Consider the following 26,434-nt stretch of genomic DNA (forward strand, 5'->3'; position numbering starts at 1 on the left):
GCCGACATCCGGATTGTAGCGTGCCGTAAACGATTTGTGAGGGACACAGACGATGGCCAATCAATGGCATGAAGTGGCAGCATCAGAAGACTTGCCCGTTGAATCCGCAAAAGAGGTCGTGATCGACGGCCGCATCATCGCAGTCTTTCGGACTGAGAAAGGACTATTTGCGATCGACGGCATGTGCGCTCACCAAGGTGGCCCGATCGCTGAAGGCATTGTTCAGCACGACTGCGTGACGTGCCCATGGCACGGATGGCAATATGAATTGGCCTCAGGAATTCAAACCATCAACCGCCAACCTTTGCAAGAAACGCTTGAGGTTCGCGAAAAAGATAACAAAATCGAAATCCGGCTCTAAAGCTGACCAAGCAGAATCGCTCTAGGGCCCAACGGCATGTAGCCAGAAAGCTCAAGCCGCAGCTTGAGCTGAATCAAAAGGTGCAGCGGCATGTGGCCAGCGACCGCGTCGGTAGACCAAACTACTTTGCTTGTTTGATCTTGATGTTCTTAAACTGCACTTTCATGGGCGGCCCCTGGTGCAACTGAAGTGCGATCAGACCTTTATTGCGACGGTTCTCTTTGTCGTTGTCCGTGCAATCGATCATCAACGTTCCGTTGATAAAGTGCTGAAAGTGGTAACCTTTGGCGACGACTTTAAACGTATTCCACTCTGGGTAATCGTTGATCTTCTTGCCAAGTTCTTCGGGATCACCGAGGCTTTCGACCTTGCGTGCCAAAGCACCTTTCTTCTTTGGCGCGGGCCCTTCGCCTAGGACAGCCCTCTCTCCACGCTTGGCAAGAATGCCACGAAATTTTTCGCCGTACAACGTTCCTGCCCATTGCTTGGCTGCATCCATATCCGCTTGATAGCCACCGATACGCCACTCGTCAGCAGCACCCTCGAGTCGGAAGGAACGGTACTGAACACCACTATTGTGGCCTTCGATTCGAAAATCGAACATCAGTTCAAAATCGCCCTCGAATTCGTCTTTGTAGACACAAAACGTATTTCCTTCGGTCACACTGTCGGGCGTCGTGATTCCGGTAATGGCACCGTCAGTAATCGTCCAAAACTTTGGATTGCCGCTCCAACCTTCCATCGTCTTGCCGTCAAACAAAGGCTGAAATCCGTCGCCTTCTTTCGCGGTCGCGGTGACGGCAAACGAACAGGTGGCGGCCAACAACAAAACGATCAATCTACGCATAACGCTCGATCCTATTTTTTCAAAACTTTTGGGTAAGGTAACAACGCAGACATCATAGCTGAAAACGATGTCTCAGCGAGAACTCTTCTTGACGATGCCAGCGGGCAAGGTCGACCGGAGGTTCGCCCGGTATCAATTGGTGGCTTTGTCAGCGGAATTCACTTCCAGCTTGACTTCATCGCCCTCTGCAGCACCATCACCGGCACCATCACCGGCATTCTTGCCTTTGCCGGCTGCATACTCCGCGTCCGAACCGCCCACACCCGGCGTTTTGTCAGCTGGCTGGGACGATTGCTTGGCTGCTGGATTGCCGTTGCCGGCAGCAGGGTCTGCCACTTCGATACCGACTTTCCAATCGATCGGAATCCCTCCGCCACTGCGAGAGACCAATTGCGACAGCAAACGTGTGTCCATCGACGAACTGCGAAAACGATACTCGCCGCTTCCCATCAACGTGTAGGCTCCCGCCAAATGGTCGCTGGAAAGCCCGCCAACGTACAAGTTGTCGATTTTGACTGTGGTTGGACGACGAATCCGTGCCAGTTCGGAATTGATGACGTGTCCCCCTGTCCGCAGACTCGATCGCGTACCACTTATCCAACCAAGATCTTCTTCAGGAGCCGATATTTTCTCGCCCACAAACAGCGTGTAAGAAAGGCCGTCGGAAATGTCCGATTCGGTAAATGTCTTATTCAGAACAAAGACACCATCGTTGTCTTCGTCGATTGGGTTTTCGGTTGACGAAGATAAACCCGCGTAACACGTCGTGTAATCCAGGACCGTCGTCGCCGAAGGGCAACGCAAATTGGGAATCGCTAATCCTCGTGCTTCGGTGTTCTTGGCGTCGTATACGCCTACCGAACGATCGATCGCGTTGTAGACGACTTCCGCATCCATGTTGGGCAACAGCGACGCGATCCAGTTGTGGTGATATCCCTTGGCTTCACTTTTGATCGGCCCGTTGGGATTGATCGTACCGGCAGGATAGTGGCCAAAATTTGTCGAATAGCTGGACAAAGCCAACGACATTTGAACCAAATTCTGTTCGCAGTGACTGCGGCGTGACATCTCGCGCATGTTCTGAATCGCGGGGACAAGCAAGCCGACCAGAATTCCGATAATCGCAATTACGACCAGCAATTCGACCAGGGTAAAACCACGACTAGGTCGCGTCGGCTGAATCGTTTTCATTGTCATTCGTTTGTCTTGATTGGTTTTCATAGCTCGTCCTCGGACTCGGATTCTGAATCGTCGCTCTGAAGCTTCATTGACCGAGTGATCGATTGCTGCAACTTGTCACGGCGAAGCCATTTTGCTGTCAACTGAGTTTTGTCAGCGTTGGCGGTGATCACTATTTTTTGGTCGCTATCGATCGGCAACACGATTTCATTAGTCCGATCAAATTGCAAATTTTTCGCGGCCGTGATCGCACGCAGCAACGTATCGGATTTCATCTGCGAAGCTGAGTTCCGTTGCGATGCCACTTCGCCGCGCAGCATTGCTGCGCTAGCTCCTAAAACAACTAGCAGCAGGGCGACAACCAAAATAACGTACACCGCACCGCTGCGACGATAGGTTGTTCGATTGATTAGGCATCCCTTTGAAGGGTGACGATCGGTCATGGTTTCACGGCCTCGATCTTCCAGACGTGTCGCTGCTCAGGGGATGTCAGCCGCAGCGATACGATGCCTTCATCGTCCGCGAACACGGGATCGCACTCTGGCGGCAATGAATAGCGTTCGACGGACTCTGTAGTATCCATTTTGGTTACCGCCCTTTCGACTGCAACGGGTGTTCCGGCAACGGGGCCACCGGAAACAAGCGTTCTTTGCACTGTGTAGCGGATCACGGATTGATCCAGCTGAATCGACACGCTCTTTGCATCGCTCGAGAGCTGAACCTTGTCACCTTCGGCAACGTCCTGCCGCAATTGCCGTGACAACCGCAGGACCATGCTGCGACTGGCTTTGTCGGCGTTGGTGTCGATACCAATCTGCGTGACTTTGGACAACAAGGTCGATGCCGCCAACCCCATCATCATCAACACAGAAAGCGTCGCCATGCATTCGACCAATGTAAAACCGTCGCGCGGGCGAGATCTACTCATCGGCTTTCTCCTCGTCTGGTTTGCTGCCTGCGGCCTGTGAATCTTTGGCCTGCGAATCCTCGGACTGAACATCTTCGGACTGCGCATCTTCAGTGACCGATGCCGATTCGTCGGCGTTTTCAACGATCCAGTCGTAAAGCTTGATCGTTGACATCCCGCTCGGCACGAGTTCGTCGGACGGCTGTGCATTTTTGGCATCCGACGACGAAATATCAATCACGATGTGCATCACTTGCTGGCCACGGACCGAAAGCAACTTTGTCGTGATCTTTACTACATTGGAAGTTCGCTCCGAGTCTCTGGCTTGAAGCTCCTTGGCAACGGCTGAGATCTCATCAAAAGGAGTGGCGTGCAAGCGAGCCAGTAAATTTTCGCCAACGATCTGCCCCGAAAGCTTTTCGTTCGCTTGGACGCTTAGCTTGGCGGTCGTCTGCGCCAACCGACTGAGCGCGAACACGGCCGTCGAAAACAACGCCGCTGCCACAACGACTTCAACGATCATACTTCCGCGCCGAAACCGCTCCCGCCGGTTCAAAGGCAGGGCAGTCGGCAAAGGCATTGCTTGCCAGCCGACAACATCCGGTGATTTTCTTTTAAGACAACGCACGGATCAAACTCACCAAAATGCTAAAGAACCCTACGGAGTAAGACAGAACTGCCATCCCCAGCAGCACAACCAGCAGTGGAAACACAAGGCCCATCAACCATCGCAAATTTGCACGCGCATCACGCACTCGCTGGTCCGCCACCCACCGTAACAATTCTGCACCACGCTGCGCTGTACTACCACGAAGCCAGTCACATTCGCGCGAACTGAGCCAGCCAGATCGCCGCAGCGAATCCGCCGGCGGCACTCCCTGGCGAATCAAACTGTTTGCGTGCAGCAACGAACGTCGCTCGCCGTTTTTGATCGAAACCTGGGCTCCCAATTGCAGTGACTGATCCACGGTCATTCCAGAATCAATCGCGTCGGCTAAACCGCGCAAGATGTTTGTTTTGTCTTCGACCATTTGCGGCGACACCGGCATCCAACGCGGGACCGGGATTCCAAACAGACTTCCTGTCGTCAAAATGGGGACCAAGGCCAGCAGCGTCAAAATGACCAGCGTCAGCAACGCCTGCGTCGGCGACCTTCCCGCTTTCCACCAAGCGTTGGGCGGGGCGATTCCGAATTCATCCATCATTTTATCCATCGTCGGCATGATAAACGTGGACATGAATCCCAGCACGACGCATGTAATCAAAGCGGTCGCGATCAAGTACATGATGGGCGCGTAGGCCTGCATCAAAGAAGCGTCTTCGGGGACCGTTCCTTGTAGGTAAGCGTGGCGACGCGCAGACGACTGCGGCTCAGAGTCGTTCGACTTGTCACGACGACCGCGTTTCATCGCAACTGCGGTCGTCAACTGCAGAGGAACGCGAGACCGCGAAGCCGCTTCGATTGGATCTTCGCCTGCCAACAGTCGCCGAGTGTATTCGTAGCACGACCTGCTCAGGGGGCCGCGTCTTGCAAACGCACGAGCGATCTTTGCAATCGCACCTTCCTGATGTGCGACAGCCTGCGCGGCCGAGTTAAAAGTTCGCGCGGCTTGACGATACCGACGGGAAAAAAAATCGTTGATGGCAACGACCAATAGTACCGTGATCAAGAAACCAATTAACGATGGCACCACAAATCCGAAAAATCCCATCAGGAACATCACGGCGACAATGCTGATCGCGATACGGGCGGCAGTATTCATGAAAGCCCCTGAATCGTTTGAAGAGCGTGTCGCCACATCGACCCTAGCGTCGCCGAAATCGACAGCCAAATGATCAGTCCCGCCAAGAGTGTCGACAAGACCGGACCAGTGCTCAGCAGCAGAGCCAGCCGACTGCGGGCAACTTCGATAAAGTGGTCTGCAACGATGCGCCAACTGACGCTCGGGTCACTCTCTTCGGACTGCACCAACAGTTCGACGATCGCTGGATCGCCATCAGTGTCGGACTGATCTTGAAGGTGCGTCGCTCCCTGTTCGACCTTTTTTGCGGCGTTCGTCAGCCACAATCGATTGCTTCGTGTTCGAGTCACTTCGGCGGCCGTGCGAAACGCTTCGGGATACGTGCAACCAACCGATAGCAGGCGAGACACCGCGTCGCCTGTCCCGGCCCAATCGATCGCACTATTGGTCATCGAAAGCCCGGGGAATGAATCATTGAAAAAAGCTGTCACGCCGCCGACGAGCAATACGCAAGTCAGCCCCATCAGGACTGGCGAAAGAACCACCGCTACAAACGGAATCTTATCCGCGAAGATATCCCCTGCGTTCTGCGAAAAGTTCCAAGCAACCAGCGCGCTCACTGCCGTCGCGACCGTCACCATTAGCCAGCCTCCCACCACGCACCACCAAGCACGCCGCCGAAGCGATGTGCGTGCTTGTTTGCCATCGAGCCAATCGATCGCACTGACGGCATGTTCATCGCCCGCTGACAGGATCCGTTTGACAACAGGATCAGCCAGGCTTGCTTTGGGCATTGCAACGGGATCTACCACGATGCCACCTGCTGATAAATGGGACGAATGACCCACCAAGCATAAGCCAGCGTCAGTCCACCACCGACGACGGTCATCGACAAACGTGGGAACAGTGTGCTCCACAAATAGTTGTTTCGTCGAACGGTCTCGCTGTGCAGAGCGCTGGCATAACGCAACTGAGCGACCATGGCATTTTGCTGGCTGGCTCCGTCGATTTCCGGCATCTCAATCGTCGACCCCGCAGACCAATGGCGAACAATTGGCGAATCCAATGAAAGGTTCGGCTGGTTCGCAACATTCGGCAAACCCGCCATTGACGCCGCTTGGCGAATCGCGTCCTGTTCGACGACGCCATGTTCCAACTGATCGGCCAAAGCTTGACAAAACAACAACCGACGCGCGGGCGTGGAAAGACGATTTCGACGGCACGCCCACAACACTATCAAGAACACCACCACGATGCCGACACACAACGGGATCGCCCACGAGTGTTCCAAGTAGCGACTGGTTCTCAGCACCCAATCACTCCAAGCAAAGTCGCGGCCCTGGTTGGCGCGTACCATTGGAGCCATCACCCAAACAGCCACCGCGTACGCCAGTCCAACCAGAAACAACGGATACAACCAAGTCAGTCTGGTTTGACGCGAATGTTCGTGCCTTGACCTTAACTGCATCGCGATCTGTGACAACAACGACGGATCATTGCTGGCTTCGCAAGTTTCGACCGCGGCGGCCGCCTGCGCGACAAGCGGCGCGTTGGAAAACCGAAACGCATCGGCAGTGGAAACACCACGATCCAACGATTCAGCAATCTTGCCGGCGACCCGGGCAGTTCGCCCCAAACGCCGCTCACTTAGACGCCGCATCGCGTCCACCACAGGCGCGTCAATCCGCATCGCAGAAGCGACTTCGTCTAGCAGGGAGGCCAACTGCAGATCGCTTAGTTGCGCCATGGAGAGATGAGACCCGAAAAAGTGGTGCGGCGACTGACCACGCCAGAAGCCTCTACAGGATAGAACCTCGCCGCTGTCAATGCAATCAACCTGGCTCGCGCCCAAGCACCCGATAGACTTCTTGCTGATCTGTGACCGACGCATCCACCAAGCTTGATGCACGCTGGCGCAAATCAGTGCCTCCGGCTTGGACCGCCGCGATTCGCATCGCCGACAACGAATCTCCCTTGGACAGCGAAGCGATCAACGCATCCCCGACGCGGTCGTGCCCGTCCAACCGCACACACTGAGCAATCGGAATGCGACCTTTGTAACGAGTGCCCAGACAATCCGGGCAGGCTTTGTCTCCCGACACACTGGCTTTGTCTCCCGACAGGCTGGCTTTGTCTCCCGACAGGTTGGCTTTGTCTCCCGACAGGTTGGCATCTTCGCTAAACGCGGTAGCCGCAACGCTGCCTGCTACCTTAGCCACTTGCGGACGGGAACCAACGACCACTCCGCGACAAGTCGTGCACAACTTTCGCAGCAACCGTTGACTGACAATGGTTCGAATTCCCGATTGCACGATTGGTACCGGCACACCGAATTGAACCAACCGACGAAGCGACGCGGCAACATCGCTGGCATGCAACGAAGAAAACACCAGGTGCCCCGTCAGCGACGCCTGAAAAGCAGCCTCGGCGGTCTCCGGATCCCGAATCTCACTTACCAACAACACTTCGCTGTCTTGTCGAACGGCACTGCGCAGCGCCGCTGCCAGCGTCATGCCGCCACTGGGATCCAATTCGCTCTGACTGATTGCCGGCAGAATACTCTCAACGGGATCCTCGATCGTCATCACACTTCGGCGAGGACTCGCGGCCGCGATACGTCGCAGCAACGCATACAACGTCGTCGTCTTTCCGCTACCCGCAGGCCCCGACAGAAAAATGGCTCCGTCAGTTTCGTCACACGTGCGCACCAATTCGTCTGCCACATCCTGCGAAAGCCCGAGCGAGTCGATCGAACTGAACGTTGACTTGTGTTTCAGAAAACGCACTACTCCGCGCGGACCGTGTACGGTTGGAAAAACCCCGAGTCGCATCGACAAATCATCTGCTTGCCGATGTTCCCACTTCACGCGTCCTTCCATTGGCTGGCTGCTTCGGTAAGTCGGCAGCCCAGCCAGGACCATTAAACGTGTCACCGGATTGTTTGCCCCGCCGCCCACCAAGTGATGCGACAAGGACAACACTCCGTCAATGCGAAACAAAATTTCCCAACCGTCGTGCCGGGGGTGAAGGTGCAGATCGCTTGCGCCCGAATCAACCGCAGCGGCAAGCAATAGGTCGACCGCGTCGACCGCGAATTTTTCGTCAGCGGGATCGAGCCGATAAAGTTGATCCAGTCCGATGGTTTTCAATGAAGTGTCCGTAACTGATACTAAAGGGTTCCCGTCGATTTCAGTCGACCGATCACCCCGCTCTATCGATCGCGATGCGTATCACTCTGGTGAGGTGATGGCCAAGCAGGGAAGCGAGTAGACTGTTAACAAGCCGATGATGGGCAACCGGTTTGGCGTCCAAGCAACCGCGAAGCCAAGATTCTAACCTCCAGGAACCTGCTGCGTGTCTACGAACTTTCGATTGACCTCTCGTCTTCCAGCGTTTGCCATGGCTGCCTGCGCGGCTTGGATCGGCAGCTTCGCCGCCCGCATCGCGTCCGCTCAGGACGCGACCACCGTCCAGGGCAGTCACACTGACCAAGTCGAACCGTTGACGATTATGACCTGGAATGTCGAGTGGTTTTTTGACGACAACGACGGCGACAACTTCAGCAAGTTGGCCAAAGAAAAAACAGCACCCTCACGCGGCGACTGGGACTGGCACCGCGACGCGGTGGCCCATAGCATCGCCCAGTCCAAACCATCGATTTTGGCGCTCCAGGAAGTCGAAAACCGACGCGTGCTGTGGTACCTGTCGCGTGCTCTGGATCGATCGCACAAACTGAAATACAGCGAACTGTGCGACGAAAGCGGCGATCACTTCACCGAACAGGACGTTGGATTCATGTACCGTTCGCCGATCGATGTGCTGCAAACCCGTCACCACCGCCTGACACGAGCGATGAAGAAAACGGAAAAGTACTTTGATCTTTCAAAGCACATCGTAGGCCTCTTCGAAGTTCCCAACGGGACTGATACTCCCGAACACGTCACAGTGCTGAATTTGCACCTGCGATCGCGGGCCGAAGGGGAATCGATCCGAAAGCGACAAGCTCGGTTGGCCCACCTGTGGATGCGTGACATGATCGCTACCGGTGCCAACGTGATCATCTTGGGCGACACCAACACCGAAGAGAAGGGCGACACGACACTCGCCGAAAGCGACCTGGGCATTTTGTCCGGTGCCGAAACGGAATCGACAGCCGATGATTTGGTCGATATCACGCTGAACCTGGCTCGCGAAGATCGCCGCACTCACTTGCTACCCGATCGTCAGTTTGATCGCATCCTAGTCAGCCAATCACTGATCGACGATGATCCCTCTCGGCCAGATCTAGTGTTCTCGAAGATTGACGTCCTGCGCGACCTAGCCATCCAAGGCGAACTCGATACCGAGGCCGAACACTGGGAAGAGTATTGGCAGCGCGACCCGAAACGACGTGATCTGAGCGATCATCTACCTGTCCAAGCAACGTTTGAAATCAAATGACCGAATCCGAAAATCCCGCGTCAGACGAAAACCCTACGCCTGTCGATTTGTCCGCCAGCAAGCCATCAATCATTCGCTTGGACGATTTCCTGAAACGACATGGACTAGTCGGTACCGGCGGTGAAGCCAAAATCCGCATCCAAACCGGCGAAGTCACGGTCAATGGCGAAGTCGAAACACGTCGCCGCAAACAACTTTCACCGGGCGACGTCGTCGAAGCGGTCGGCGAGACCATTACGGTGACGCCCGACTGCTTCGAATAGGAGATCTGCAAAAAGCGTCGGCAGTCAGACGAAACGCAATCGCATTGCGAAGTTGTTTGCTCACCAGACAAAGTGGCCCCGACTCTTCTCTAGCTGTAGCTTTCTTTAGCTGACGTCTTCTTCGGCTGGCGGCTCTTTTGCATCGGTTGCTCCGCCGATAATCTGCTCGGGCGTGAGATTGGCTTCGGCGAAAGCCATGATCTTCGCCATCGGCTCGCGCTGAAACTTGAAGTCGTCCATGACGAAAACCTTCTTGCGGTCGCCTTTTTCGAGGAAGTGGATTTTCGCAATCCCTTTGTCTTCCCACTTCCGCTTGTCGATCTTGACAATGTTGGCAATCTGCAACTCTTTGCCTCGACTGTTGCGGATCGTGCTTTCGTCACCCTCCACCCAAGTGCCTTGACCACGCCACCATTTAATCAATGAAGGCACGCCAACCAGCCCGCAAAGGACCATCATAAAATACTGCTTGCCGATATCTTCGCCGATCTCTTTGGCGGTTTTTTCGGGAGGCTCCGGCGGCCAACCGTTTTCTTTTGCAACCGCCTCCCAAGTCGCAAGCCATTTGGTTTGGCTACGCGGGAAACCAAGATCCAGCATGTCATCTTGCGGTGGCTCGGGATTGGCTCCGTCGAACTTCGCCTTCACCGCTTCGTACGCCAAAGCGACTTCGCCTTTCGCTGGGTAGGCAACCCAAGCGTCGTAGCAACACCAAAGCGAATACGCCATGCAAACAAGTGCGACCCAAAGGAAGCGGCGAAAATAGCGTGGGTCGTAAGAAGCGCGAATCATGGGCATGCGAGTGCGTTAAGCGATGGAGGCCAGCCTAAAAATCTGGTGAGCCAAAGATAGAAATCCTTGGCCCCAGTATGCTTGGAGATCGCGCGAACACCAAGAAGACGCCACCGATAAATCCACACTCGTTGTCTGGCAGATCTGCCTGGCCGATGAATAGGGCCCAGCGAGAAGGGGCCGATAAAAAGGCCCAACGATTAGCGTGGTTGCTGCGGACGCTGCTGGGTTTCCCAGGGCGCGGGTGGTCGCTGAGCTTGTTGAGTCCGAGGATCGTAGTAGCCGGCATCGGGCGACTGCGGCTGATAGCTTGGCTGCTGCGGATAAGACTGCTGAGGTTGCGAGGCCCACGAAGCCGGAACAGCTTGGCCGGGTTGATACTGACCGGGCTGATTTTGATAACCTTGTTGATTACCGTACTGTTGCTGCCCGCCGTACTGCTGCTGACCGGCGTACTGCTGCTGACCGGCGTACTGTTCACTTGGCTGCGGATACTGATCGTAGCTTTGCCCACCGGGAGCTTGGCCATTGACGGGGCGCCCATCGCGATCCAAATAGTCGCGACCTTTGTTGATTGCAGTTTTCGCATCGCTGCGAATTTCATCGCGGTTGATTTTGATCGTCGTTTCACCGCCTTCACGATTGACCGTGAACCAGCCTGCCATGAAAGCACACGTCAAAACCAAGCCAATTACAAAGATTGTACGCATCGCTGTGGTGTCCGAATTTCTGAGCGTTGATGTGCGGTCCCTGCGGCATTCCGTTTTAAGCTCGCAGCAACCGTCACCCTAGAAAAAACACCGCGGTTTGGGGAAGACCAAGTTTTGCATCCCAACAACGTGTTGCTAGCAACCCAGCGACGTGTTGCTAACAAGTTGCCCGCTCCTCCCGGAGTCTATCGATCCCACACGTCACGCAAGTTCTTTGAAGCCGCTTTGACAATTCCGTTGTCTTCCATGATTTGATCGTGTGCTTTTTCGATCGCCTTGCGATCCAACACAATCGTCGAGGAGCGGTTGTCGTCGAACTCGATGACCAGCAATTCGTCTTCCAGCGCGGCCAGAACTTCGGCAGCCTGCTTGATCGTTTTGATCGGCTGGCCATTGATTGAACGAACGACTGCCGGCAGTCCCAGCGAAGTGTCACGCGTCATCCGATTCCTGATCAGCTTTGTCACGATCACAAGCTCTTCGGCGTCGTCTTTCACACACTCATAACGCCGCATAAACAAAGGATTCTCGCGTTCTTGCATTGACGCCACCAACGCTGCGATGCCGGCCCCCGTGCGACCTCCACGCTTAATTGCCAAATCAAACGAACTTAGCAATTCAACCGTAGCGACACCAAAGACGATTGGACCGTAAACAAAGTAGGTTGGTTGCTGTTCGATCATGTAATCCAACAGAAGATGACTATCCCGAAAGACCGGCACTTCGATCTCCATTGGCTTTCCATCACGAAGAATCTTCAGGGGCACCTTGCCGTTGGACGCTGCTTGGTCGACCGCGTAGGTATACGTCACCTGCGTGTTGGAATCCAAATTCACTTTACCCAGATTGTTCACCTCGAACTCACCCACGTGTGTGATCACGTCGTTCGATTGCAACGGATAGTCATCAACCGGGATAGGCATCCGTGCGAAACGAATCCCCGTAGCGCCGCTTGGCATCTTCAACCACTTGCGCATCTCCTTCGACGCTAGCGTGCTTGTGGAAATCCAAAGCTGTGGTTTGCCGTCGTAGGTTCCGTCTTGCATGTCATCCAAGATGACGTTGAGCTCTTCGCAAGGAATCGCGTAGCCAATGTCGTTGGACGACGAGAGCCCACTAAATGCGATTCCAAGAACTTTGCCATCGGCGATCATAGGGCCACCGCTATTGCCGCTGTTCAACGGCGCGTCAATCTGGGTTCGCAGTCCTCGGGCGTTGTACTTGTAACGCACATGCTCCATCCGAGAAATCACGCCTTCGGTGATCGAAAGCGCGTCGCCCCCTTTGGGATAGCCGTAGACCTGGATCTGAGTGCCTCCCTTGGGCGTCTTCTTCGCGACCGGCAAAGGCTTGATGCGATCGGGCAACGGTTCTTCCAATTCGATCAGAGCGATGTCCAGTCCAGGAGCGATCGCTTTGACGCGTCCCGAAAGCCTTTCGGACTGCCCGTTCAAACTGACCGAAACGTCGGTGGTCATGGCGACGACGTGATAGTTCGTCAAGACTTCGGTCGGCGAAAGCACAAACCCGGAACCCGTCACGGTGCTGCTAGTCAGTCGCTTCCAAGGCGACGACAACGAATGACTGCGTCGAATCGAATAAATTTTGACAACCGCACTGCGAACCGACCCTACTTCCGAATCGTCCGCAGTGTCCTCTTTGGCATCCAACTCCCCGTCGGGATTTTGGTTGGCAGAAACGTCCTCCTGGACTGCAACCTCTGCCGTTTCGACCGCCGTATCCCCTAACTGGGCTTGGGTTGAGAGAACACCAAAACTAAGCAACGCACCGGCGGCAAAAACAACTCGCAGCATGACGATTCCTTGGGCAAACGGCTTGGAGGCAAATTTCCAATCCGCGACAGTCTAACGCAGAATCATGGCTGCCATGGCCTTGGTTGCTCGCCGATCCATCCTGCAAGGGCTTTCCGATGCGAGCCCCACGGTCGTATTATAGAAAGCAGTTATTCGAGGTCGCGTCGGCTTGGATCCCAGCCTCCCAGTTACTGAGGCGTGGCTCTTTTGTTGCAGCCGGACGCGCGGCGATAAATTCTTGAGCAAATTGGCAAGGCGAGTTTTATGAGTGATTCGGAGAATCAACAATCCAGCGGCTTTCAGTCGTCCGGTTCCGGTCGAGGCAAGAAGCCCTTCGGTCGGCGTTCGGCGGGCGGCATCGCGATCGTCGTACTGCTGGCTGCGTACGGTTTTGCCCAACCAAAATTAAACGAACGTTTCGGCTGGAATCTTCCCGGCCTGAAACAAGACCGCGGCGGACAAGTCGTGGTTGAAAAATCCGATCATCGCAATGCATCGGACAAAAGTTCAGAAAACACGAAATCGACTGACCTGAAATATCAACCCAAGTCTTCCCAGTCGACTTCGGGCAGTTCTTCGGTAGACAAACAATCCGGCAACAGTGCTTCGTCACGTCCTGGCGATTCAGCCAAGGCTAGCGGCCCGCTGGCCAGCCGAATGAGCCCCAAGAAATCATCGGCCGATACGTCCAAGAACAACTCGACTCGTGGCAGCCCGCCCGCTAAGCAATCCGCCAAACCGTCCAACACTCCGTCGGCCGACAATGATCTGCTGTACGGATTACTCCGAGACACCGGCAACAAACGTTACGTTTCACCGAGTGGTCTGATGTACACGCCGGGTAGTGCCGAAGGTCATCGACTGGAACACCTCCGCCGGCACATCGTCGATAACAAGTCACGTCCGGTGCATGGTGTGTTTGACGGCGAGATGGAAGACGCATTGAAAGTCATCGACATGGCCTACGAACGCGCCAAAAAGAATCAAAAGACGACCAAGAGTGTCGACAAAGGCATGACGGTCTACACGGTCGACATGGGCAAACGCATTGGATTTGTCGGCGGACAAAAAGGCCAACGCAATCGAAACCAAATGGCGCGACGCGTCAAACTGGTTCTCAGCGGCAATCGCGTGATCACAGCCTTTCCGCTGTAGCTTCCTCGCAAACATCAAACGCTCGTCACGCCACCCATCACAAAAATCTTTTCAAACTTAGAGTCTGCTGATCGTGAGCCCAAAACATTCCATCGATTTTTGCCCCATCTGCGGCGGCGGCCTTTGTGGAGTCCGCATTTGTGGAATTCAACCGCAAAGCGAAAACGTAGCCGTCCAAAACCAATACGACACCGCTCACGGATTGATCGTCTGTGACGAATGCGAAGCTATCTGGTTGGAGCCGGACGTATCGACCGACCACGTTTATCCGGATTGCGAAAATGCCGCGTGCCCGATTTGCAACGCTTCCCTGTGGGGCGAAAACTCTCGCTGGGCCAACGCTGACGATATCGAAGCGTTGGGTTGGACGGCGGCTATCAACCACGACTTAGATATCAATCCCGATCAAGAAATTGCTTGAATTTATCGCTGTGATTGAACCTATCGACATCCCGTCGTCGATCGACCGGGAACCCATTCCCGATGATGTGGCGTCGCAATTAGCGATCGCACGGCAGCGGATCGAAACGTTTCAAGACCGCTGGGATCGGCCGCAAATCGAACAGTTCGTGGCGGCCGATTACGAAATGGTCTACCAAGTACTCTGCTGGACGCTGAAATCTCAACCGATGATCGGACGACGCTTCCTGGAATGGGGCTGCGGCTTTGCCGTTGTCAGCGCGATAGCGTCGTACTTGCAATTCGACTCCATTGGCATCGAAGCCGAGCCCGAATTGCTGCACGAAGGTCGCAAGACGATCGAGCAATGGGACCAGCCTGTCGAACTGGTGCAAGGAAATTTCTTGCCACTAGGAAGCGACTCACTCGCCGACGACCCCACGCTACCAAGCCTCGGTCACCAAGTGCCCTGTGGGTACAGCGCGATCGATAGCGAACTAAGCGACTTCGCACTGGTGTACTCTTATCCATGGCCTGGCGAGGGTGACTTTCATGCCGATGTATTCAGTCGGTTTGCAAGTCCCGGTGGACTGCTTCTGCAGTTTTGCGGCCCCAACGAAATGTGTCTTTGGCGAAAGACTCGCTAGTTCGTAAAGCGTTCTCATCTTTCCCATGACGCAAAAGCGAAAGCCCTTTCGTCAATGCGAACAGCCGATCGATCGCAGCCATCGGAGCGCGTTTTGTTCGCCAAAATACTAGTCGTCGCTCTGACGCAAAGTCGCCAACCAATGAGCGCAAGGCGCGTTAAACGTCGTTTCGCTGGCTCGCGTTTCGTTGCGTCTGCACTTTGGTTTTGCAGAGACTCTACGAACCAAACTTTTGCGACTACTTTGCGCGGAACTTAAATCCGACCGCGCGGTTATCACCCTATGGACCATTCATGCTTTCACGGTCTCCCCATTATCGTTTATCGCTGACGCGATCGTCTGGCCGTCGGTGCCTGCCTTACTTTTTTGGAGCCATCTTTCTATGACAAAAATCCGAGTTCGTGCGCGAGGTTTTACACTGGTAGAACTTCTCGTGGTGATTGCCATCATTGGCATCTTGGTCGGGCTGCTTTTGCCCGCAGTACAGGCGGCCCGGGAAGCGGCCCGCCGGATGAGTTGCAGTAACAACTTCAAGAACATCGGCTTGGCGATTCACAACTACCACAGCGCCTACAAGCAAACACCTATTCACGGTGCCGGCACGCACTCACCAGGTGGTAGTGCAGTTCCTTTTGGCAACGCTGGCACAACGACGAACTGGTGGACCAACTACGGAGCCGCCAATGCATGGCGACTAAGTGCTCTGGTTGGCATGACACCGTTCATTGAACAACAGGGGCTGTGGTCGGAAATTTCAAATCCAAGCCGCGTTAATGCCTTGGACCCGGTGACGCCACTTGGCACACCTTGGCCAGCAATGGGCCCGACGGTCCAGTTTCTGCAGTATCGCCCTTGGGTAACGGAGATCCCAACTTTCCGCTGCCCCAGTGATCCAGGTGTAGGTCTGCCTGCTCAAGGTCGGTCGAACTATGCACTTTGCATGGGCGATTCGATGGTTTGGTCGGTACGTGGACCGATGGCGTTTCGCGGAGCGGCTCACGCCAACGCCGGAGCAATGTACGAAAACAGCGGATGGTCGCAGGACTCTCGCGCGTCAGACCGAGGCATGTTTGTGCCGCATAAATCGGGCAAATTCCGCGACGTCCTCGACGGCCTTTCGAACACCGTCATGATGGCGGAAATGATTACCGACCTAGGAGACAGCGATTCACGAGGGACGCAAACCAATAACGGGAGCCAAAACCCGCCGCGAGACGTCATGCAGAACCCTAAATGGTGTGTCGACGTCCAGAACCAGCTCGATCCTGAACGACCACAGTTTTGGAAATCCGGCATCGCAACGGGCGGTGCCAACAATGGCCGTGGTTTTAAATGGGCCGATTTCCGCCCCAACTTTACGGGTGTTCACACCATCCATCCGCCCAACGCCGCGATCTGCGGTGGCAACAACACTGGCCAGACTGGAATGTTTCCACCGTCCAGTCGTCACCAGGGTGGTGCTCACGTCCTGATGGGTGATGGCGCCGTCGTGTTTTTGACGGATTCGATCGAAGCCGGCGATTCAAGTGCGAACATGGTTTGGCGGACCAGTGGTGGCGCCAAACCAGGCTCCGTGTCACTGAGCCAACCGGGTGCACGAAGCCCGTACGGTCTTTGGGGCGCACTGGGCACCAAGGCCAGCAGCGAAACGATCCAAGAACAGCTCAATCAGTAACTACTGCTTAAGCGATTTTGGTCCATAAAAAAATCTCGGCTTTCTAAATGGAAGCCGAGATATTTTTTTGCAATAACTCGTTGAGCAGTTGATCTACTCAGCTTGCCCGGCAAGATCTTTGTCCATCGAAGCTTGTTCGGCGGCTTCCGCGGCTTGGTACTTTTCGATCTCCGAAAGCTCCGCACCACCGACGACGTCACCGTCACTGTCGGCACAACCAACAAAGGAAAGTGTCAGTAAGCTAACACAACAAATCGCCAACAACTTTTTCATCTCAATTTCCTCGGTCAAGGTGATTGCGGATGGTCGACTGATCATCCGACGCAAGTGAAACAAACAACAGAGCCGAATCTAAAAAGCGAACGTTTGTAACTCGTTTACGATAGTAAATCGGCTGCCCGTTCGCACTACATCAACCGTACGAATTTCAAAACTATTCTTTCGCTTGTAACGCAAGCGTTACGCGTCGACTTCAAAGATCGCTTCGATCTCAACAGCAATGCCGCCAGGAAGCGCGTTGGTTCCCAAAGCACTGCGAGCAGCCACACCATTGTCTTCGCCAAACACATCGCGAAACAGTTCACTACATCCGTTGATTACCGCAGGCTGCTGATCAAAACCATCGGTGCTACGAACCAAGCCAAGCAATTTGACCAAGCGTTTTACTTTGTCCAAACTTCCCAAGTGCGCTTCCAGTGTCGCCAGCATGCCAAGCCCTGTCAGGCGAGCTGCGTCGTAACCGGCTTCCACATCCATGTCCAAACCCAACCGACCTGTGACCAGCGATTTGTCGGACTTCAGCGGACCGTGTCCGGACAGATATGCCATACCGCCTGCGACAACAATCGGCTTGTACACCCCAACCGGCTTGGGTGCCGGTGGAAGTTGCAGTTTCAGTTCGGCCAGGCGTGATTGAGCACCCATCAAAAGTTCTCCGGAGCAGGATTGTTAGTGGTTCGTTCTTCAGATACCGGCCAGGATGAACGGGAGACATTCACGCTGCAAGGGGCCGATTATGCGATGTGGCAACAGACCACGACAGGCTCTACTTTGGACCGTAGACCGATTCGGGATCAACCAGCCGTTCGTCAACAATTTTTACCACGCTGCTTGATTCAACACGGCGGTAAAAGCAGCTTTCATATCCGGCATGACAGGCGGCTCCTTCTTGCTCGACACACAACAAAATCGTGTCGGCATCGCAATCAACACGAATCTCGACGACTCGCTGTTGATGCCCGCTGGTTTCTCCTTTGCGCCACAATTGGCCGCGGCTGCGACTGAAGTAAACCGCGCGACCGCTAGCGAGCGTTTCATTCCATGCTTCTTCGTTCATCCATGCCATCATCAATACCCGATTACTTGATGCATCTTGCGCAATCGCAGGCAACAGGCCGTCAATGCCTTTGGAAAAATCGGGGATCGGCTTGCTGCTTTCGTCTGTTTCCATGCTCTCGTTCGTTTTCAATCTGCTAGCGTTTTTGTGGCAGGCGACTCGGATCGCAAAGGCAACCGCGTGATCCATCGATGCCTGATTATATGCCTAACCGGCAGGGAAGGAATGACATTCGCCCGGTCTCGGGTTTTTGCTCATGCAGAAATCGCTTGATGAAGCCGACGTCGCTGCGACGCCGATACTCACCTAAGGCCAACGATGCGCGATCTGCCACCACGTTGCAAGCCGAGGATGCCACGCTGCAAGCCAAGAAAGATCGACGCTTCGGTCCCCGATGCTCATGGAAAAACAGATGAAATGAACGCCAACGAATTTGTCTCCATCGTCTTACCGGCTCGAAATGTCCGGTACTTGATTGCCCAACGGATCGAGCGGGTGCTCGATGCGATGAGACGGATTTCGCGTTCCCGTTTCGAAGTCGTTGTTGTGGACGATGGCAGCCAGGACCAGACAGTCGAAACGGTCCAAGAAATCGAAAGCCAGAACTCGGCTGTCCGTTTGATTCGGCACAGCCGTCCGCGTGGTATCGAAGCCGCAGGACAAACCGGTCTGGAGCGAGCCTGTGGAGAGCTGGTGTTTATCCAGGAATCCAATCGAGCGATTCGCATCGACGACTTTCATCGCTTGATCCAGCTAAGCGCCGATCAATCGATCCTGGCGGCGCGAGCTCAGAGCACGCAACAACCTCTTCCACCACCACTGCTGCGAACGTTCAAAGCGTGGGGCACCGATGCTGAACAGCAATTCAGACGCAACGATGGGACAGAATACTCCTCGGGTCTTCAGATGATCCGACGCCCGCACCTGAAGAAACTGCGAAGTCCGCTGGGCGCCAAGTTTCAACTGCTCAAAGAAACCGCCATCGATACGGTCGACAAGACGTCTCACTGAAACATCTCATCCAACTGCTTGGCCCATGGCTCCCAATCCTCGGCAGCTTTCTCAAAATCGACTCGCATCCACCTGACGGGTGACTCGGGCAAAACACGCGGCGGAAATTTGCTCTGCCGGCTCAGTGGCAACTGGCTACTATTCCCCATCGCTAATCGATCCTCTGTTTCGGGTCGGACCAGAAAGTCGGCCAGTTTGTTGGCGGCAATCGGGTGCGGCGCGTTCTTCAGCACCGCAACCGTGTTGGGAATTTGCAAAGTTCCTGGCTGCCCGGACGCTTGATCGGGAAACACGATCGCCACATCACGCCCCAGGTCTTTTTCGATCACTGCGTCGTCCGTGTCCGTCAGCCCCCACGCTACTGTCCCGGCCGACACGGCCAACGCCACTTGCTTGTTGCCTGACAGCACAACCGCGTTGTCTTTGATTGCCTGCAATTGCTTCAACGTTGCGGCTTCGCCGTTCTTTGCACGCAGCACCGCAAAGTGAGTCGCAGTCGTACCAAAGAGCGGCCGAGCGATCGCACACTTTCCGCTCCATTTTGGATCCGCCAAATCGTCCACCGACTGCGGGTAATCCTCTTCATTGGCAATCAGCTTTGTATTGACCATCAAGACGCGCGCTCGTGCAGCAAACCCGCACCAAGTGCCATCAGACGAAATCATCCCCTTGGGCCACGCGCCGTCAACGTTCCAATCGCGTTTCTCCAGCAGGCCCATTTTCTGAAGTCGCACGGTGTGCAAGATTTCGTTATTCCAAAACAGATCGCACGTGGGATTCTCTCTCTCAGCAATGATTCGATTGACCAACCCAACCGTTTTGGTCGATTCGATGTCATACTTGGCGATAACCTTGGTGCCGCCCGTCGTGGTTGGATCGCGGTCGGCGCCCGGCTTACTCTGCTCTGTTGGCTGTTCCTGTCCAGCTCTCTGGAACGCCGCCAAAATCGGTGCCGCAAAATCTCGATCCAACGCACTGTAGACCACCACATCGCTTTCACTGCGCGTGACGCATCCCGAAACACCCAGTCCACATGTGCTGAGCAGAATGGCACCAATCAGGTTAAACTGAGCACATGAATGGAATTGCACTGAAACTCGTTGCGGCATCGGTCTGGATTTCCTTGGCTATCGGCGTGTCAACGGAATGCTGGTCGGAAGACTTTATCCAACTGAACGGTAAACATATCACGTTGACGACAGATATCGATGATCTGGCCAACAACGCCGATCTGATTGCTGCTTTTGATGCTGCCGTCGGCCAGTGGGAATCATTTTGGCAGTTGCCAAGCGGTTCGCTGCAGGATTTCAAAGTCGACGCCTGCGTGATGGCAGACAAGCAACGATTTCAATTGGATGGGCGAATCCCGCTGTCGGTCCCCGATTTTCCGTTCGGGTTTGCACTGCAAGATCGCGTCTGGGTGGTGGCACAGAAAAGCCAGTACTACACCCGGCACTTGTTGCTGCACGAAGGCGTCCACTCGCTCGCCTACCATCAATTTGGTGGGACGGGACCGAGCTGGTTCATGGAAGGCACCGCTGAAATGCTAGCCGTCCACCGCCATTTCGGCAGCGATACAAAAATCAACCAGTTGCCCAAAGACCGTGCATCGGTTCCTTACTGGGGACGATTCAAAGTCATGGACCAAAGTCGCGACGCAAACACAATCCCATCGCTCGGCTCCGTCCTGGGCTACCCTCGAGACCTTCAGTCGGATGTCGAGTCCTATGGCTGGAGCTGGGCGGCAACGATGTTGCTTTACCAATACCCCGACACTCGCGACGCCTTTTTTGCATCGGCCAAGACACCGGCCCCAAACGATGCAGTTTTCAATAACGATTTGAAACGCCGCCTACAAAACACCTGGCCTGTCGTAACTGCACGATGGCGGTTGATGTGCCACGACATTGATTACGGATTTGACTGGTCCCGAGAACAAGTGTCGCTGTCGATGAACGACCAAGTCTGGGATGGCAAGCCATTGAAACTTGATATCAAAGCCAATCAGGGATGGCAATCAATCGGTGTTCGCCTCTCACCGGGAATGAAATTGTCCGTGACTCCGGCAGGCAACTGTACGTTGGCCGACCAACCCAAACCGTGGCTCAGTTACCCCAGCGGAATCACGCTCCGCTATCACCGCGGCCGACCACTGGGCCAGCTACTGGCCTGCTTGCTACCAGACACGCCGGATCAGGATCAGGCAACGAAGACTAATTTGCGTCCACTACAAGTCGCAGCGATCACACGCCCGTCGCAGATACCCATCAAAGAAAACTGCTGGCTGCTTTTTCGAATCAATGATGTGACCGGGGAATTGTCGGACAACCAGGGTGGCTATCAGCTGACGATCGACTCCGCTTCCAAGTAACCCGCAGCTAGGATTCCAGCCGCATGCCGCCAGCGCTCTGAATCAAGGCGACACGCTCCAACGCGCCGACGAAACCTTCGATTCGATGAAAGAAGACTTCTTCTTGGTTTTCATCAGGTGGCTGCATCCCCAGAAAAACAAACGCAGCGTCGCGACTGTGCGACTGAATGGCCGCCGTCGGGTTATTGGAGACCACGACTTTTGTTTTGCCGTTGATCCGTGCTTCTCGTAGCAGACTCTCCAAATGGCTTTGAACCTCTTCGATTGCGGCTTCGTTTTCGACAACCCGCAGCAGCCGCAATCGGCTCCCTTGCCAATCCGGATGCTCCAGCATTAGATGCGCCAACAAAACCATCAGTTCTCCGTTCGCCCGACCACGCCACCAAATATCGATGGTTCCACTGGGCGCTGCCCAAGGATCAGCGGGGTCGTCTGTGCGACGCAGCACAACCACACTGTGCCCGATGCCCGCCAAATTTCGCAGCAAGCCACCAAAGATCTTCATCCGTTCGACTTGCAGCGGACACCCCAGCAAAATGGTATTGGGCCTGAGCCGTCCGAGTCCCTGGCACTGAACCAGCGCTTCGATTCCCGCGGTGTAGTCCGACGCGACGACCACAGCCGGAAACGCATTTAGATTGCGTTCCTTGATCATGCCGTGCAGGATTTTTTCCTGGGATCCACGGCGCTGCACGTGATCGTCTAAATCCCCTTGAATGACCTGGCCCAACGTTAATACCCCGGACTGCGCGGTCAGCCAACTACCCAAAGTGACAAGGTGCGGCCGCGAAAATCCGCCGCCGCTAAGAGCCAGCACAAACGGCCGCCAGTTCTTGGGGTGATAGAGTTCGTCTTCCAAGCGAAGCAGATTTCGTCGCGTTCGTTCGAACAACAATCCGCTGGTCAGGTACCCCCAGTTTGCGCCCAACTCGACTCGTGAAAGATACCAATGCAAAGCCGCCACTAGCGTGGTCGCGACCAGCGCCCACTTCCAGTCGATCAACAACATGACGACACCACATCCGATGGCGCCCAGCAACGAGGTCGACCAATGACAGTATTTGAACTGAGGTCGATAGCTCGGGTTCTTTGTGATCGCTTCGTAAAACGTGGCTAGGTTTAGTAGCCCGTAGGTCACCAAGAAAGCCATCGTTATCAACGGCGCAATGGTGTTCAGATCCGCCAGCATGATGCCGGCTTGGGCGATCAAGAATGTCGCTACGATCGCACGTCGTGGTTCGCCGTCTCGATCAGAACCGACACCAAACGGAGTCAACGATACGAACAGGCGGTCACGGGCAAGCGATTGTAAAATCCGTGGCGCCCCCATCATGCTGCCCAAGGCCGACGAAATCGTCGCGGCAAAAACTCCCGCAGCGATCAGCGCGGGCAACAGTGCAATGTCCGAGATGACCAAGTTGTTTTGCACCAAGTCAATTCGTTCACTTGCACCACCCAGGAAAACAGCCTGCGAGGCGTAGACCATTCCAGTGATCAGCACTGCGGCGATCGTTCCTTTGGGAATCGACTCAGCGGGATCCTTCAGGTCGCCCGACATATTGGCACCGGCCATGATGCCCGTCACGGCAGGAAAAAACAGCGCGAACATCGTCCAGAAAGATTCGCCGTCGGTAAACGACATGCTGCTATTAGCATGCAAGCGTTCGATGTCAAAATCGGCAAACGCTCCGGCATAAAACGAAAGCAGCGACAAGACCACCGTCGCCAAAATCGCAAACTGCAACTTCAACGTCCAGCCAGCACCAATCGCAACGCAAACGCAAACTCCAATATTGGTCAGCGAGGCGACCAAAGTTGGCGACGTTCCCGCAGGAAGGTATCCCATCAATGCTTCGCTGAAACCGATCACATACATCGCGACCGAGAGCGCTTGAGCTCCAAAGAAAAGCAGCCCGATTGCACCGCCAAACTCGGGCCCCAGACTACGGCTGATCAAAAAGTAAGCACCGCCTCCTTCGACCTTTGTATTGGTCGCGATCGCCGACAGAGACAATGTGGTCAGCAAAGTGATGACTTTACTGGCCAGCACGATCAACAACGCTGCCAAAACTCCGGCTTGGCCCACCACGTAGCCGAACCGTAAAAACATGATCACGCCCAGGATCGTCAACACACAGGGCGTGAAGACACCTCCGAAGGTTCCAAAACTATTTTTTTCGCCGAGAGGTCGGCTACCTTGACTCATCGATCACGCCATCAGGGTCGAACGGAACTTAACCTAGCGCGAAGTCTACCAGAGATCACGATGGCGGCAGAGAGTAAACGAATCGCGGCAATGCGACGTTTAGCTGCGAAGCGTGAACGTGAAGTTCTTGCTCTGGGAAAAGAATTCCATCGGATTGTCATACACGACTTTGCGAATCAACGTTTCGCTCAATCCACGCCGACGCATTTCAAAGATCAAATCCGGCACCGCCGTCGGCTTGCTTGGCCCCCAGTCTCCCGCAGAGTTCGCTAGCAACCGCTCACCCCCAGTTTTTTCGATCATGTCGACCGCGCGTTCCGGCGTACACTTCGTGATCGGATACAAGGTCATGCCTGCCCAAAAACCACGGTCAAGCACTTCGGTGATCGTGTGTTCCTCGACATGATCGACCAAAACACGTGAACGGTCGATGCGTGAATCATCCGACAGCATGTCCAGGATCATCCGAGTGCCTTGATACTTGTCTTCCAAATGCGGCGTGTGAATCAAGATCTGCTGCTGAAACTTGATTGCTAACTCCATGTGCTCCAAAAACACCGTCGCTTCGTTCTTGGTGTTTTTGTTTAAACCGATTTCACCAATGCCCAGGACATTCGGTTTGTCGATGAATTCAGGAATCATCGCAATGACGTCGCGTGAGAGCGAAACATTCTCAGCTTCTTTGGCGTTGATGCACAGCCACGTGAAGTGCTGAATGCCGTACTGCGCCGCACGCTTGGGTTCGGTGTCCGTCAGCTGATGAAAGTAGTCGCGAAAACCGTCCACACTGCCACGGTCATAGCCCGCCCAAAAGGCCGGCTCGCTCATCGCCACACACCCCATCCGCGCAAGTGTTGCGTAGTCGTCGGTGGTCCGGGAAACCATGTGAATGTGCGGGTCGATATAGTCCATCAGAGCTTAACTTGGTCTTAGAAGAAGTTGCAAAAGGAGAAGGGCGAACGCAAACTTTCAAATCTGCATCTCTTTCCGCCAAGAACTCTCATAGTCGCGAGAAAACAGTTTCTGCAAACGCTCGGCACGATCCGCCCCGTCACTACGCAAAATGTTGATCGCTTCGCCGAGCCGTTCTCGATGATCGCGTGACTGTCCGGAAAGCGGTCCTTCGTCCGACGCAGCACGATCGATGCGGTCAAAATCCGCCGCAACTTCTAACAGCTTTGCCCGAACGTCCAAGAATTTTTCATCCAGGATAGAATTCGCGGTCCGATTCATGGTTCTTTTACTCCAACGGGGAACGATCACTCTCAGTATAAACGATCGCCCTCGTATTAGGAGTGCAGGCACCTATAGAGGTAAGTGCGGACATAAATGCAGCGCAGGCACTGTGCGATTATGACGGCGCGTTCTCGCTGAAATACCCCCGAGCAAGTATCTCAGATTCTCTTTGCTCGTCCGCGCCGGCACCATTTCAGTCTACGCCGTCACCCGGTGAGTTGGCGTTGGCCGCCCTGGACGCAGCGAGTGGGCCGATAGCGAACTTACTTTCGCATTGTGGTTGGCTGCAATTTGTCGCACGGTGCTTTCACAAACCGCTTGCAGGTCACTAGGATCGATTGCGACTCGCGCGTTGACGATGATTTGAATTTCACCTGTGACAGTTCGCCCACTGTGGAGCCCGATGTCGACGCCCGAATCGTTGCTGACCACATTAGCCACTGCCTGCGAATCGCCCCCCAAGACAGAAACTTTTAAATGTGCGATCGCCCCCTGATGCTGAGCGACAATTTGCTCCGCCGTTGATTCAACCACATCATGTGCCAAACGATCTAGATCAATCGACTGTTCGCTATTGATTGTTGCGGTCAAGTTGACCCAGCCAAGTTCGGCTTCGCCTGCAGCATACGTGTCGTAATCGATGTCCAACAAACGACTACCTGCCACCATCGGTGATTCGATATACCCGATCACTTCATCGACCCCTTCACCTACTTTGGGGCTGACGGCAATGACCGGAACACTCGGAGCAACCCGACCAAGCTGCTCCTTTAGCTTGGCGATCTCTTCACTCGACAGTTGGTCGCTGCGTCCGACCATCAAATAGTCGGCTTCCTCGAGTTGTTTGCGAAAGATGTATTCGGCTTGGGGCGAAAAACCACTGAGCGGCTTGTCATCGTCTTGAGCCAGAATCTTGCGACCGTGTGACGGTTTTAATAAGACTCCAAAAGGAGCCATTTCAAATCGATCGCCCAAGAGTTGTTGAAGCGGCAAAACAACTGTCGCAACCAAGTCGGTGCAGCTCCCGACCGGTTCTGCCAACAGCACATCGGGCGCTGTTTGCTGGCTAAGCGAATGGGCCGTCGAAACCAATTCGTCAAAGCTACAGCAAAAGCACGCGCCGGCGACTTCGCCAACGGCAAACCCTTGCGAACGCAGATTGTGCGTATCAACCAGATCGGCGGCCTGATCATTCGTGATTATTCCGACGGTTTTGCCCGCCGCCAGATAACGCTTGGCGATCTGTCCGATCAGAGTTGTTTTTCCGGCGCCCAAAAATCCGCCGATCAGTACGAATCGCGTTTTTGTCACAGCTCTGCTTCTTTCGGTGAGAAGGGGTGGAT

At 54.7% G+C, this 26,434-nt stretch carries 29 protein-coding genes; 9 read left to right on the plus strand and 20 right to left on the minus strand.

Going from position 1 to position 26,434, the window contains the following annotated elements; all coding sequences use genetic code 11:
* The first annotated feature begins 52 nt into the window (after positions 1-52).
* Entirely contained in the window at positions 53-361 is a 309-nt protein-coding gene (locus K239x_RS19085; RefSeq protein ID WP_145419778.1) for a Rieske (2Fe-2S) protein, read from the plus strand.
* 121 nt (positions 362-482) lie between these two features.
* On the opposite strand, the gene K239x_RS19090 is transcribed toward K239x_RS19085, so the two are convergent.
* From K239x_RS19090 to K239x_RS19125, 9 genes are all read right to left on the minus strand, one after another.
* Complete coding sequence (locus K239x_RS19090) at positions 483-1,208, minus strand: 3-keto-disaccharide hydrolase (protein ID WP_145419779.1); 726 nt, start codon at positions 1,206-1,208, stop codon at positions 483-485.
* Between the two features lie 132 nt (positions 1,209-1,340).
* Positions 1,341-2,429 (minus strand): DUF1559 family PulG-like putative transporter, encoded by a 1,089-nt coding sequence (locus K239x_RS19095; RefSeq protein WP_145419780.1) that lies wholly within the window; start codon positions 2,427-2,429, stop codon positions 1,341-1,343.
* Positions 2,426-2,830, minus strand: coding sequence for a hypothetical protein (locus tag K239x_RS19100; RefSeq protein WP_145419781.1), 405 nt, complete (start codon positions 2,828-2,830; stop codon positions 2,426-2,428). Before K239x_RS19100 ends, K239x_RS19095 begins: the two co-directional genes overlap by 4 nt.
* On the minus strand, positions 2,827-3,315 hold the full coding sequence (locus tag K239x_RS19105) for a hypothetical protein (RefSeq protein ID WP_419189159.1): 489 nt from the start codon (positions 3,313-3,315) through the stop codon (positions 2,827-2,829). The genes K239x_RS19100 and K239x_RS19105 overlap by 4 nt, the downstream gene beginning before the upstream one ends.
* On the minus strand, positions 3,308-3,817 hold the full coding sequence (locus K239x_RS28840) for a hypothetical protein (RefSeq protein WP_419189160.1): 510 nt from the start codon (positions 3,815-3,817) through the stop codon (positions 3,308-3,310). The genes K239x_RS19105 and K239x_RS28840 overlap by 8 nt, the downstream gene beginning before the upstream one ends.
* 91 nt (positions 3,818-3,908) lie before the next feature.
* Positions 3,909-5,057 (minus strand): type II secretion system F family protein, encoded by a 1,149-nt coding sequence (locus tag K239x_RS19110; RefSeq protein ID WP_145419783.1) that lies wholly within the window; start codon positions 5,055-5,057, stop codon positions 3,909-3,911.
* Positions 5,054-5,830, minus strand: a complete 777-nt coding sequence (locus K239x_RS19115) for a hypothetical protein (protein ID WP_145419784.1) — start codon at positions 5,828-5,830, stop codon at positions 5,054-5,056. Before K239x_RS19115 ends, K239x_RS19110 begins: the two co-directional genes overlap by 4 nt.
* Before the next feature lie 11 nt (positions 5,831-5,841).
* Positions 5,842-6,783: a type II secretion system F family protein gene (locus K239x_RS19120; protein ID WP_419189161.1), complete on the minus strand. Its 942-nt coding sequence runs from the start codon at positions 6,781-6,783 to the stop codon at positions 5,842-5,844.
* Between the two features lie 85 nt (positions 6,784-6,868).
* The gene (locus tag K239x_RS19125) at positions 6,869-8,185 is read right to left on the minus strand and encodes a GspE/PulE family protein (RefSeq protein WP_419189162.1); all 1,317 of its coding nucleotides are present in this window, start codon (positions 8,183-8,185) and stop codon (positions 6,869-6,871) included.
* 205 nt (positions 8,186-8,390) lie between these two features.
* Between K239x_RS19125 and K239x_RS19130 the strand changes: the two genes are divergently transcribed.
* Together K239x_RS19130 and K239x_RS19135 are read left to right on the plus strand one after the other, a co-directional pair.
* Positions 8,391-9,476, plus strand: coding sequence for an endonuclease/exonuclease/phosphatase family protein (locus K239x_RS19130; RefSeq protein ID WP_145419787.1), 1,086 nt, complete (start codon positions 8,391-8,393; stop codon positions 9,474-9,476).
* Complete coding sequence (locus tag K239x_RS19135) at positions 9,473-9,739, plus strand: RNA-binding S4 domain-containing protein (protein WP_145419788.1); 267 nt, start codon at positions 9,473-9,475, stop codon at positions 9,737-9,739. The genes K239x_RS19130 and K239x_RS19135 overlap by 4 nt, the downstream gene beginning before the upstream one ends.
* A 105-nt stretch (positions 9,740-9,844) precedes the next feature.
* Here K239x_RS19135 and K239x_RS19140 read toward each other — a convergent pair whose 3' ends face one another.
* From K239x_RS19140 to K239x_RS19150, 3 genes are all read right to left on the minus strand, one after another.
* Positions 9,845-10,537 (minus strand): hypothetical protein, encoded by a 693-nt coding sequence (locus tag K239x_RS19140; RefSeq protein WP_145419789.1) that lies wholly within the window; start codon positions 10,535-10,537, stop codon positions 9,845-9,847.
* A gap of 194 nt (positions 10,538-10,731) precedes the next feature.
* The gene (locus tag K239x_RS19145; protein WP_145419790.1) at positions 10,732-11,241 is read right to left on the minus strand and encodes a hypothetical protein; all 510 of its coding nucleotides are present in this window, start codon (positions 11,239-11,241) and stop codon (positions 10,732-10,734) included.
* Positions 11,242-11,426: 185 nt separating this feature from the next.
* Positions 11,427-13,055, minus strand: coding sequence for a S1C family serine protease (locus K239x_RS19150; protein ID WP_145419791.1), 1,629 nt, complete (start codon positions 13,053-13,055; stop codon positions 11,427-11,429).
* Positions 13,056-13,319: 264 nt separating this feature from the next.
* Between K239x_RS19150 and K239x_RS19155 the strand changes: the two genes are divergently transcribed.
* The 4 genes from K239x_RS19155 (at position 13,320) to K239x_RS19170 (ending at position 16,931) form a co-directional block, all read left to right on the plus strand.
* Positions 13,320-14,210 (plus strand): hypothetical protein, encoded by an 891-nt coding sequence (locus tag K239x_RS19155; protein ID WP_145419792.1) that lies wholly within the window; start codon positions 13,320-13,322, stop codon positions 14,208-14,210.
* A 73-nt stretch (positions 14,211-14,283) separates the two neighbouring features.
* Positions 14,284-14,631, plus strand: coding sequence for a hypothetical protein (locus tag K239x_RS19160; RefSeq protein WP_145419793.1), 348 nt, complete (start codon positions 14,284-14,286; stop codon positions 14,629-14,631).
* A gap of 10 nt (positions 14,632-14,641) precedes the next feature.
* On the plus strand, positions 14,642-15,256 hold the full coding sequence (locus K239x_RS19165; protein WP_145419794.1) for a class I SAM-dependent methyltransferase: 615 nt from the start codon (positions 14,642-14,644) through the stop codon (positions 15,254-15,256).
* Positions 15,257-15,638: 382 nt separating this feature from the next.
* The gene (locus tag K239x_RS19170) at positions 15,639-16,931 is read left to right on the plus strand and encodes a DUF1559 domain-containing protein (RefSeq protein ID WP_145419795.1); all 1,293 of its coding nucleotides are present in this window, start codon (positions 15,639-15,641) and stop codon (positions 16,929-16,931) included.
* Between the two features lie 93 nt (positions 16,932-17,024).
* On the opposite strand, the gene K239x_RS19175 is transcribed toward K239x_RS19170, so the two are convergent.
* The 3 genes from K239x_RS19175 to hisI form a co-directional block, all read right to left on the minus strand.
* Complete coding sequence (locus K239x_RS19175; protein WP_145419796.1) at positions 17,025-17,204, minus strand: hypothetical protein; 180 nt, start codon at positions 17,202-17,204, stop codon at positions 17,025-17,027.
* A 186-nt stretch (positions 17,205-17,390) separates the two neighbouring features.
* Positions 17,391-17,855 (minus strand): RidA family protein, encoded by a 465-nt coding sequence (locus K239x_RS19180; RefSeq protein WP_145419797.1) that lies wholly within the window; start codon positions 17,853-17,855, stop codon positions 17,391-17,393.
* Positions 17,856-17,976: 121 nt separating this feature from the next.
* Positions 17,977-18,381, minus strand: coding sequence for a phosphoribosyl-AMP cyclohydrolase (gene hisI, locus K239x_RS19185; RefSeq protein ID WP_145419798.1), 405 nt, complete (start codon positions 18,379-18,381; stop codon positions 17,977-17,979).
* A 237-nt stretch (positions 18,382-18,618) separates the two neighbouring features.
* Between hisI and K239x_RS19190 the strand changes: the two genes are divergently transcribed.
* Positions 18,619-19,278: a glycosyltransferase family 2 protein gene (locus K239x_RS19190; protein ID WP_419189163.1), complete on the plus strand. Its 660-nt coding sequence runs from the start codon at positions 18,619-18,621 to the stop codon at positions 19,276-19,278.
* Here the strand turns inward: K239x_RS19190 and K239x_RS19195 are convergent.
* The gene (locus tag K239x_RS19195) at positions 19,272-20,369 is read right to left on the minus strand and encodes an extracellular solute-binding protein (RefSeq protein ID WP_419189164.1); all 1,098 of its coding nucleotides are present in this window, start codon (positions 20,367-20,369) and stop codon (positions 19,272-19,274) included. The genes K239x_RS19190 and K239x_RS19195 overlap by 7 nt on opposite strands.
* Here K239x_RS19195 and K239x_RS19200 point away from each other — a divergent pair.
* Positions 20,354-21,649 (plus strand): hypothetical protein, encoded by a 1,296-nt coding sequence (locus tag K239x_RS19200; RefSeq protein WP_419189165.1) that lies wholly within the window; start codon positions 20,354-20,356, stop codon positions 21,647-21,649. The genes K239x_RS19195 and K239x_RS19200 overlap by 16 nt on opposite strands.
* Positions 21,650-21,656: 7 nt before the next feature.
* Here the strand turns inward: K239x_RS19200 and K239x_RS19205 are convergent, their stop codons facing one another.
* The 4 genes from K239x_RS19205 to K239x_RS19220 all read right to left on the minus strand — a co-directional run bounded on the left by K239x_RS19205 (position 21,657) and on the right by K239x_RS19220 (position 26,402).
* Positions 21,657-23,855, minus strand: a complete 2,199-nt coding sequence (locus tag K239x_RS19205) for an APC family permease (RefSeq protein WP_419189166.1) — start codon at positions 23,853-23,855, stop codon at positions 21,657-21,659.
* Positions 23,856-23,954: 99 nt separating this feature from the next.
* Positions 23,955-24,767, minus strand: coding sequence for a TatD family hydrolase (locus K239x_RS19210; RefSeq protein WP_145419802.1), 813 nt, complete (start codon positions 24,765-24,767; stop codon positions 23,955-23,957).
* A 57-nt stretch (positions 24,768-24,824) separates the two neighbouring features.
* Positions 24,825-25,088 (minus strand): hypothetical protein, encoded by a 264-nt coding sequence (locus K239x_RS19215; protein ID WP_145419803.1) that lies wholly within the window; start codon positions 25,086-25,088, stop codon positions 24,825-24,827.
* A gap of 201 nt (positions 25,089-25,289) precedes the next feature.
* On the minus strand, positions 25,290-26,402 hold the full coding sequence (locus K239x_RS19220; protein ID WP_145419804.1) for a GTP-binding protein: 1,113 nt from the start codon (positions 26,400-26,402) through the stop codon (positions 25,290-25,292).
* Positions 26,403-26,434: the final 32 nt, after the last annotated feature.

Origin of the sequence: Stieleria marina, assembly GCA_007741555.1 — a bacterium.
GTDB lineage: Bacteria > Planctomycetota > Planctomycetia > Pirellulales > Pirellulaceae > K23-9.

Excerpts from the sequence above, each read along its gene's own strand:
- K239x_RS19085 (WP_145419778.1), top strand. The coding sequence starts at position 53 with ATGGCCAATCAATGGCATGAAGTGGCAGCATCAGAAGACTTGCCCGTT.
- K239x_RS19090 (WP_145419779.1), bottom strand. The coding sequence starts at position 1,208 with ATGCGTAGATTGATCGTTTTGTTGTTGGCCGCCACCTGTTCGTTTGCC.
- K239x_RS19095 (WP_145419780.1), bottom strand. The coding sequence starts at position 2,429 with ATGAAAACCAATCAAGACAAACGAATGACAATGAAAACGATTCAGCCG.
- K239x_RS19100 (WP_145419781.1), bottom strand. The coding sequence starts at position 2,830 with ATGACCGATCGTCACCCTTCAAAGGGATGCCTAATCAATCGAACAACC.
- K239x_RS19105 (WP_419189159.1), bottom strand. The coding sequence starts at position 3,315 with ATGAGTAGATCTCGCCCGCGCGACGGTTTTACATTGGTCGAATGCATG.
- K239x_RS28840 (WP_419189160.1), bottom strand. The coding sequence starts at position 3,817 with ATGATCGTTGAAGTCGTTGTGGCAGCGGCGTTGTTTTCGACGGCCGTG.
- K239x_RS19110 (WP_145419783.1), bottom strand. The coding sequence starts at position 5,057 with ATGAATACTGCCGCCCGTATCGCGATCAGCATTGTCGCCGTGATGTTC.
- K239x_RS19115 (WP_145419784.1), bottom strand. The coding sequence starts at position 5,830 with ATGCCCAAAGCAAGCCTGGCTGATCCTGTTGTCAAACGGATCCTGTCA.
- K239x_RS19120 (WP_419189161.1), bottom strand. The coding sequence starts at position 6,783 with ATGGCGCAACTAAGCGATCTGCAGTTGGCCTCCCTGCTAGACGAAGTC.
- K239x_RS19135 (WP_145419788.1), top strand. The coding sequence starts at position 9,473 with ATGACCGAATCCGAAAATCCCGCGTCAGACGAAAACCCTACGCCTGTC.
- K239x_RS19140 (WP_145419789.1), bottom strand. The coding sequence starts at position 10,537 with ATGCCCATGATTCGCGCTTCTTACGACCCACGCTATTTTCGCCGCTTC.
- K239x_RS19145 (WP_145419790.1), bottom strand. The coding sequence starts at position 11,241 with ATGCGTACAATCTTTGTAATTGGCTTGGTTTTGACGTGTGCTTTCATG.
- K239x_RS19150 (WP_145419791.1), bottom strand. The coding sequence starts at position 13,055 with ATGCTGCGAGTTGTTTTTGCCGCCGGTGCGTTGCTTAGTTTTGGTGTT.
- K239x_RS19155 (WP_145419792.1), top strand. The coding sequence starts at position 13,320 with ATGAGTGATTCGGAGAATCAACAATCCAGCGGCTTTCAGTCGTCCGGT.
- K239x_RS19170 (WP_145419795.1), top strand. The coding sequence starts at position 15,639 with ATGACAAAAATCCGAGTTCGTGCGCGAGGTTTTACACTGGTAGAACTT.
- K239x_RS19175 (WP_145419796.1), bottom strand. The coding sequence starts at position 17,204 with ATGAAAAAGTTGTTGGCGATTTGTTGTGTTAGCTTACTGACACTTTCC.
- K239x_RS19180 (WP_145419797.1), bottom strand. The coding sequence starts at position 17,855 with ATGGGTGCTCAATCACGCCTGGCCGAACTGAAACTGCAACTTCCACCG.
- hisI (WP_145419798.1), bottom strand. The coding sequence starts at position 18,381 with ATGGAAACAGACGAAAGCAGCAAGCCGATCCCCGATTTTTCCAAAGGC.
- K239x_RS19190 (WP_419189163.1), top strand. The coding sequence starts at position 18,619 with ATGCCACGCTGCAAGCCAAGAAAGATCGACGCTTCGGTCCCCGATGCT.
- K239x_RS19200 (WP_419189165.1), top strand. The coding sequence starts at position 20,354 with ATGAATGGAATTGCACTGAAACTCGTTGCGGCATCGGTCTGGATTTCC.
- K239x_RS19205 (WP_419189166.1), bottom strand. The coding sequence starts at position 23,855 with ATGAGTCAAGGTAGCCGACCTCTCGGCGAAAAAAATAGTTTTGGAACC.
- K239x_RS19210 (WP_145419802.1), bottom strand. The coding sequence starts at position 24,767 with ATGGACTATATCGACCCGCACATTCACATGGTTTCCCGGACCACCGAC.
- K239x_RS19215 (WP_145419803.1), bottom strand. The coding sequence starts at position 25,088 with ATGAATCGGACCGCGAATTCTATCCTGGATGAAAAATTCTTGGACGTT.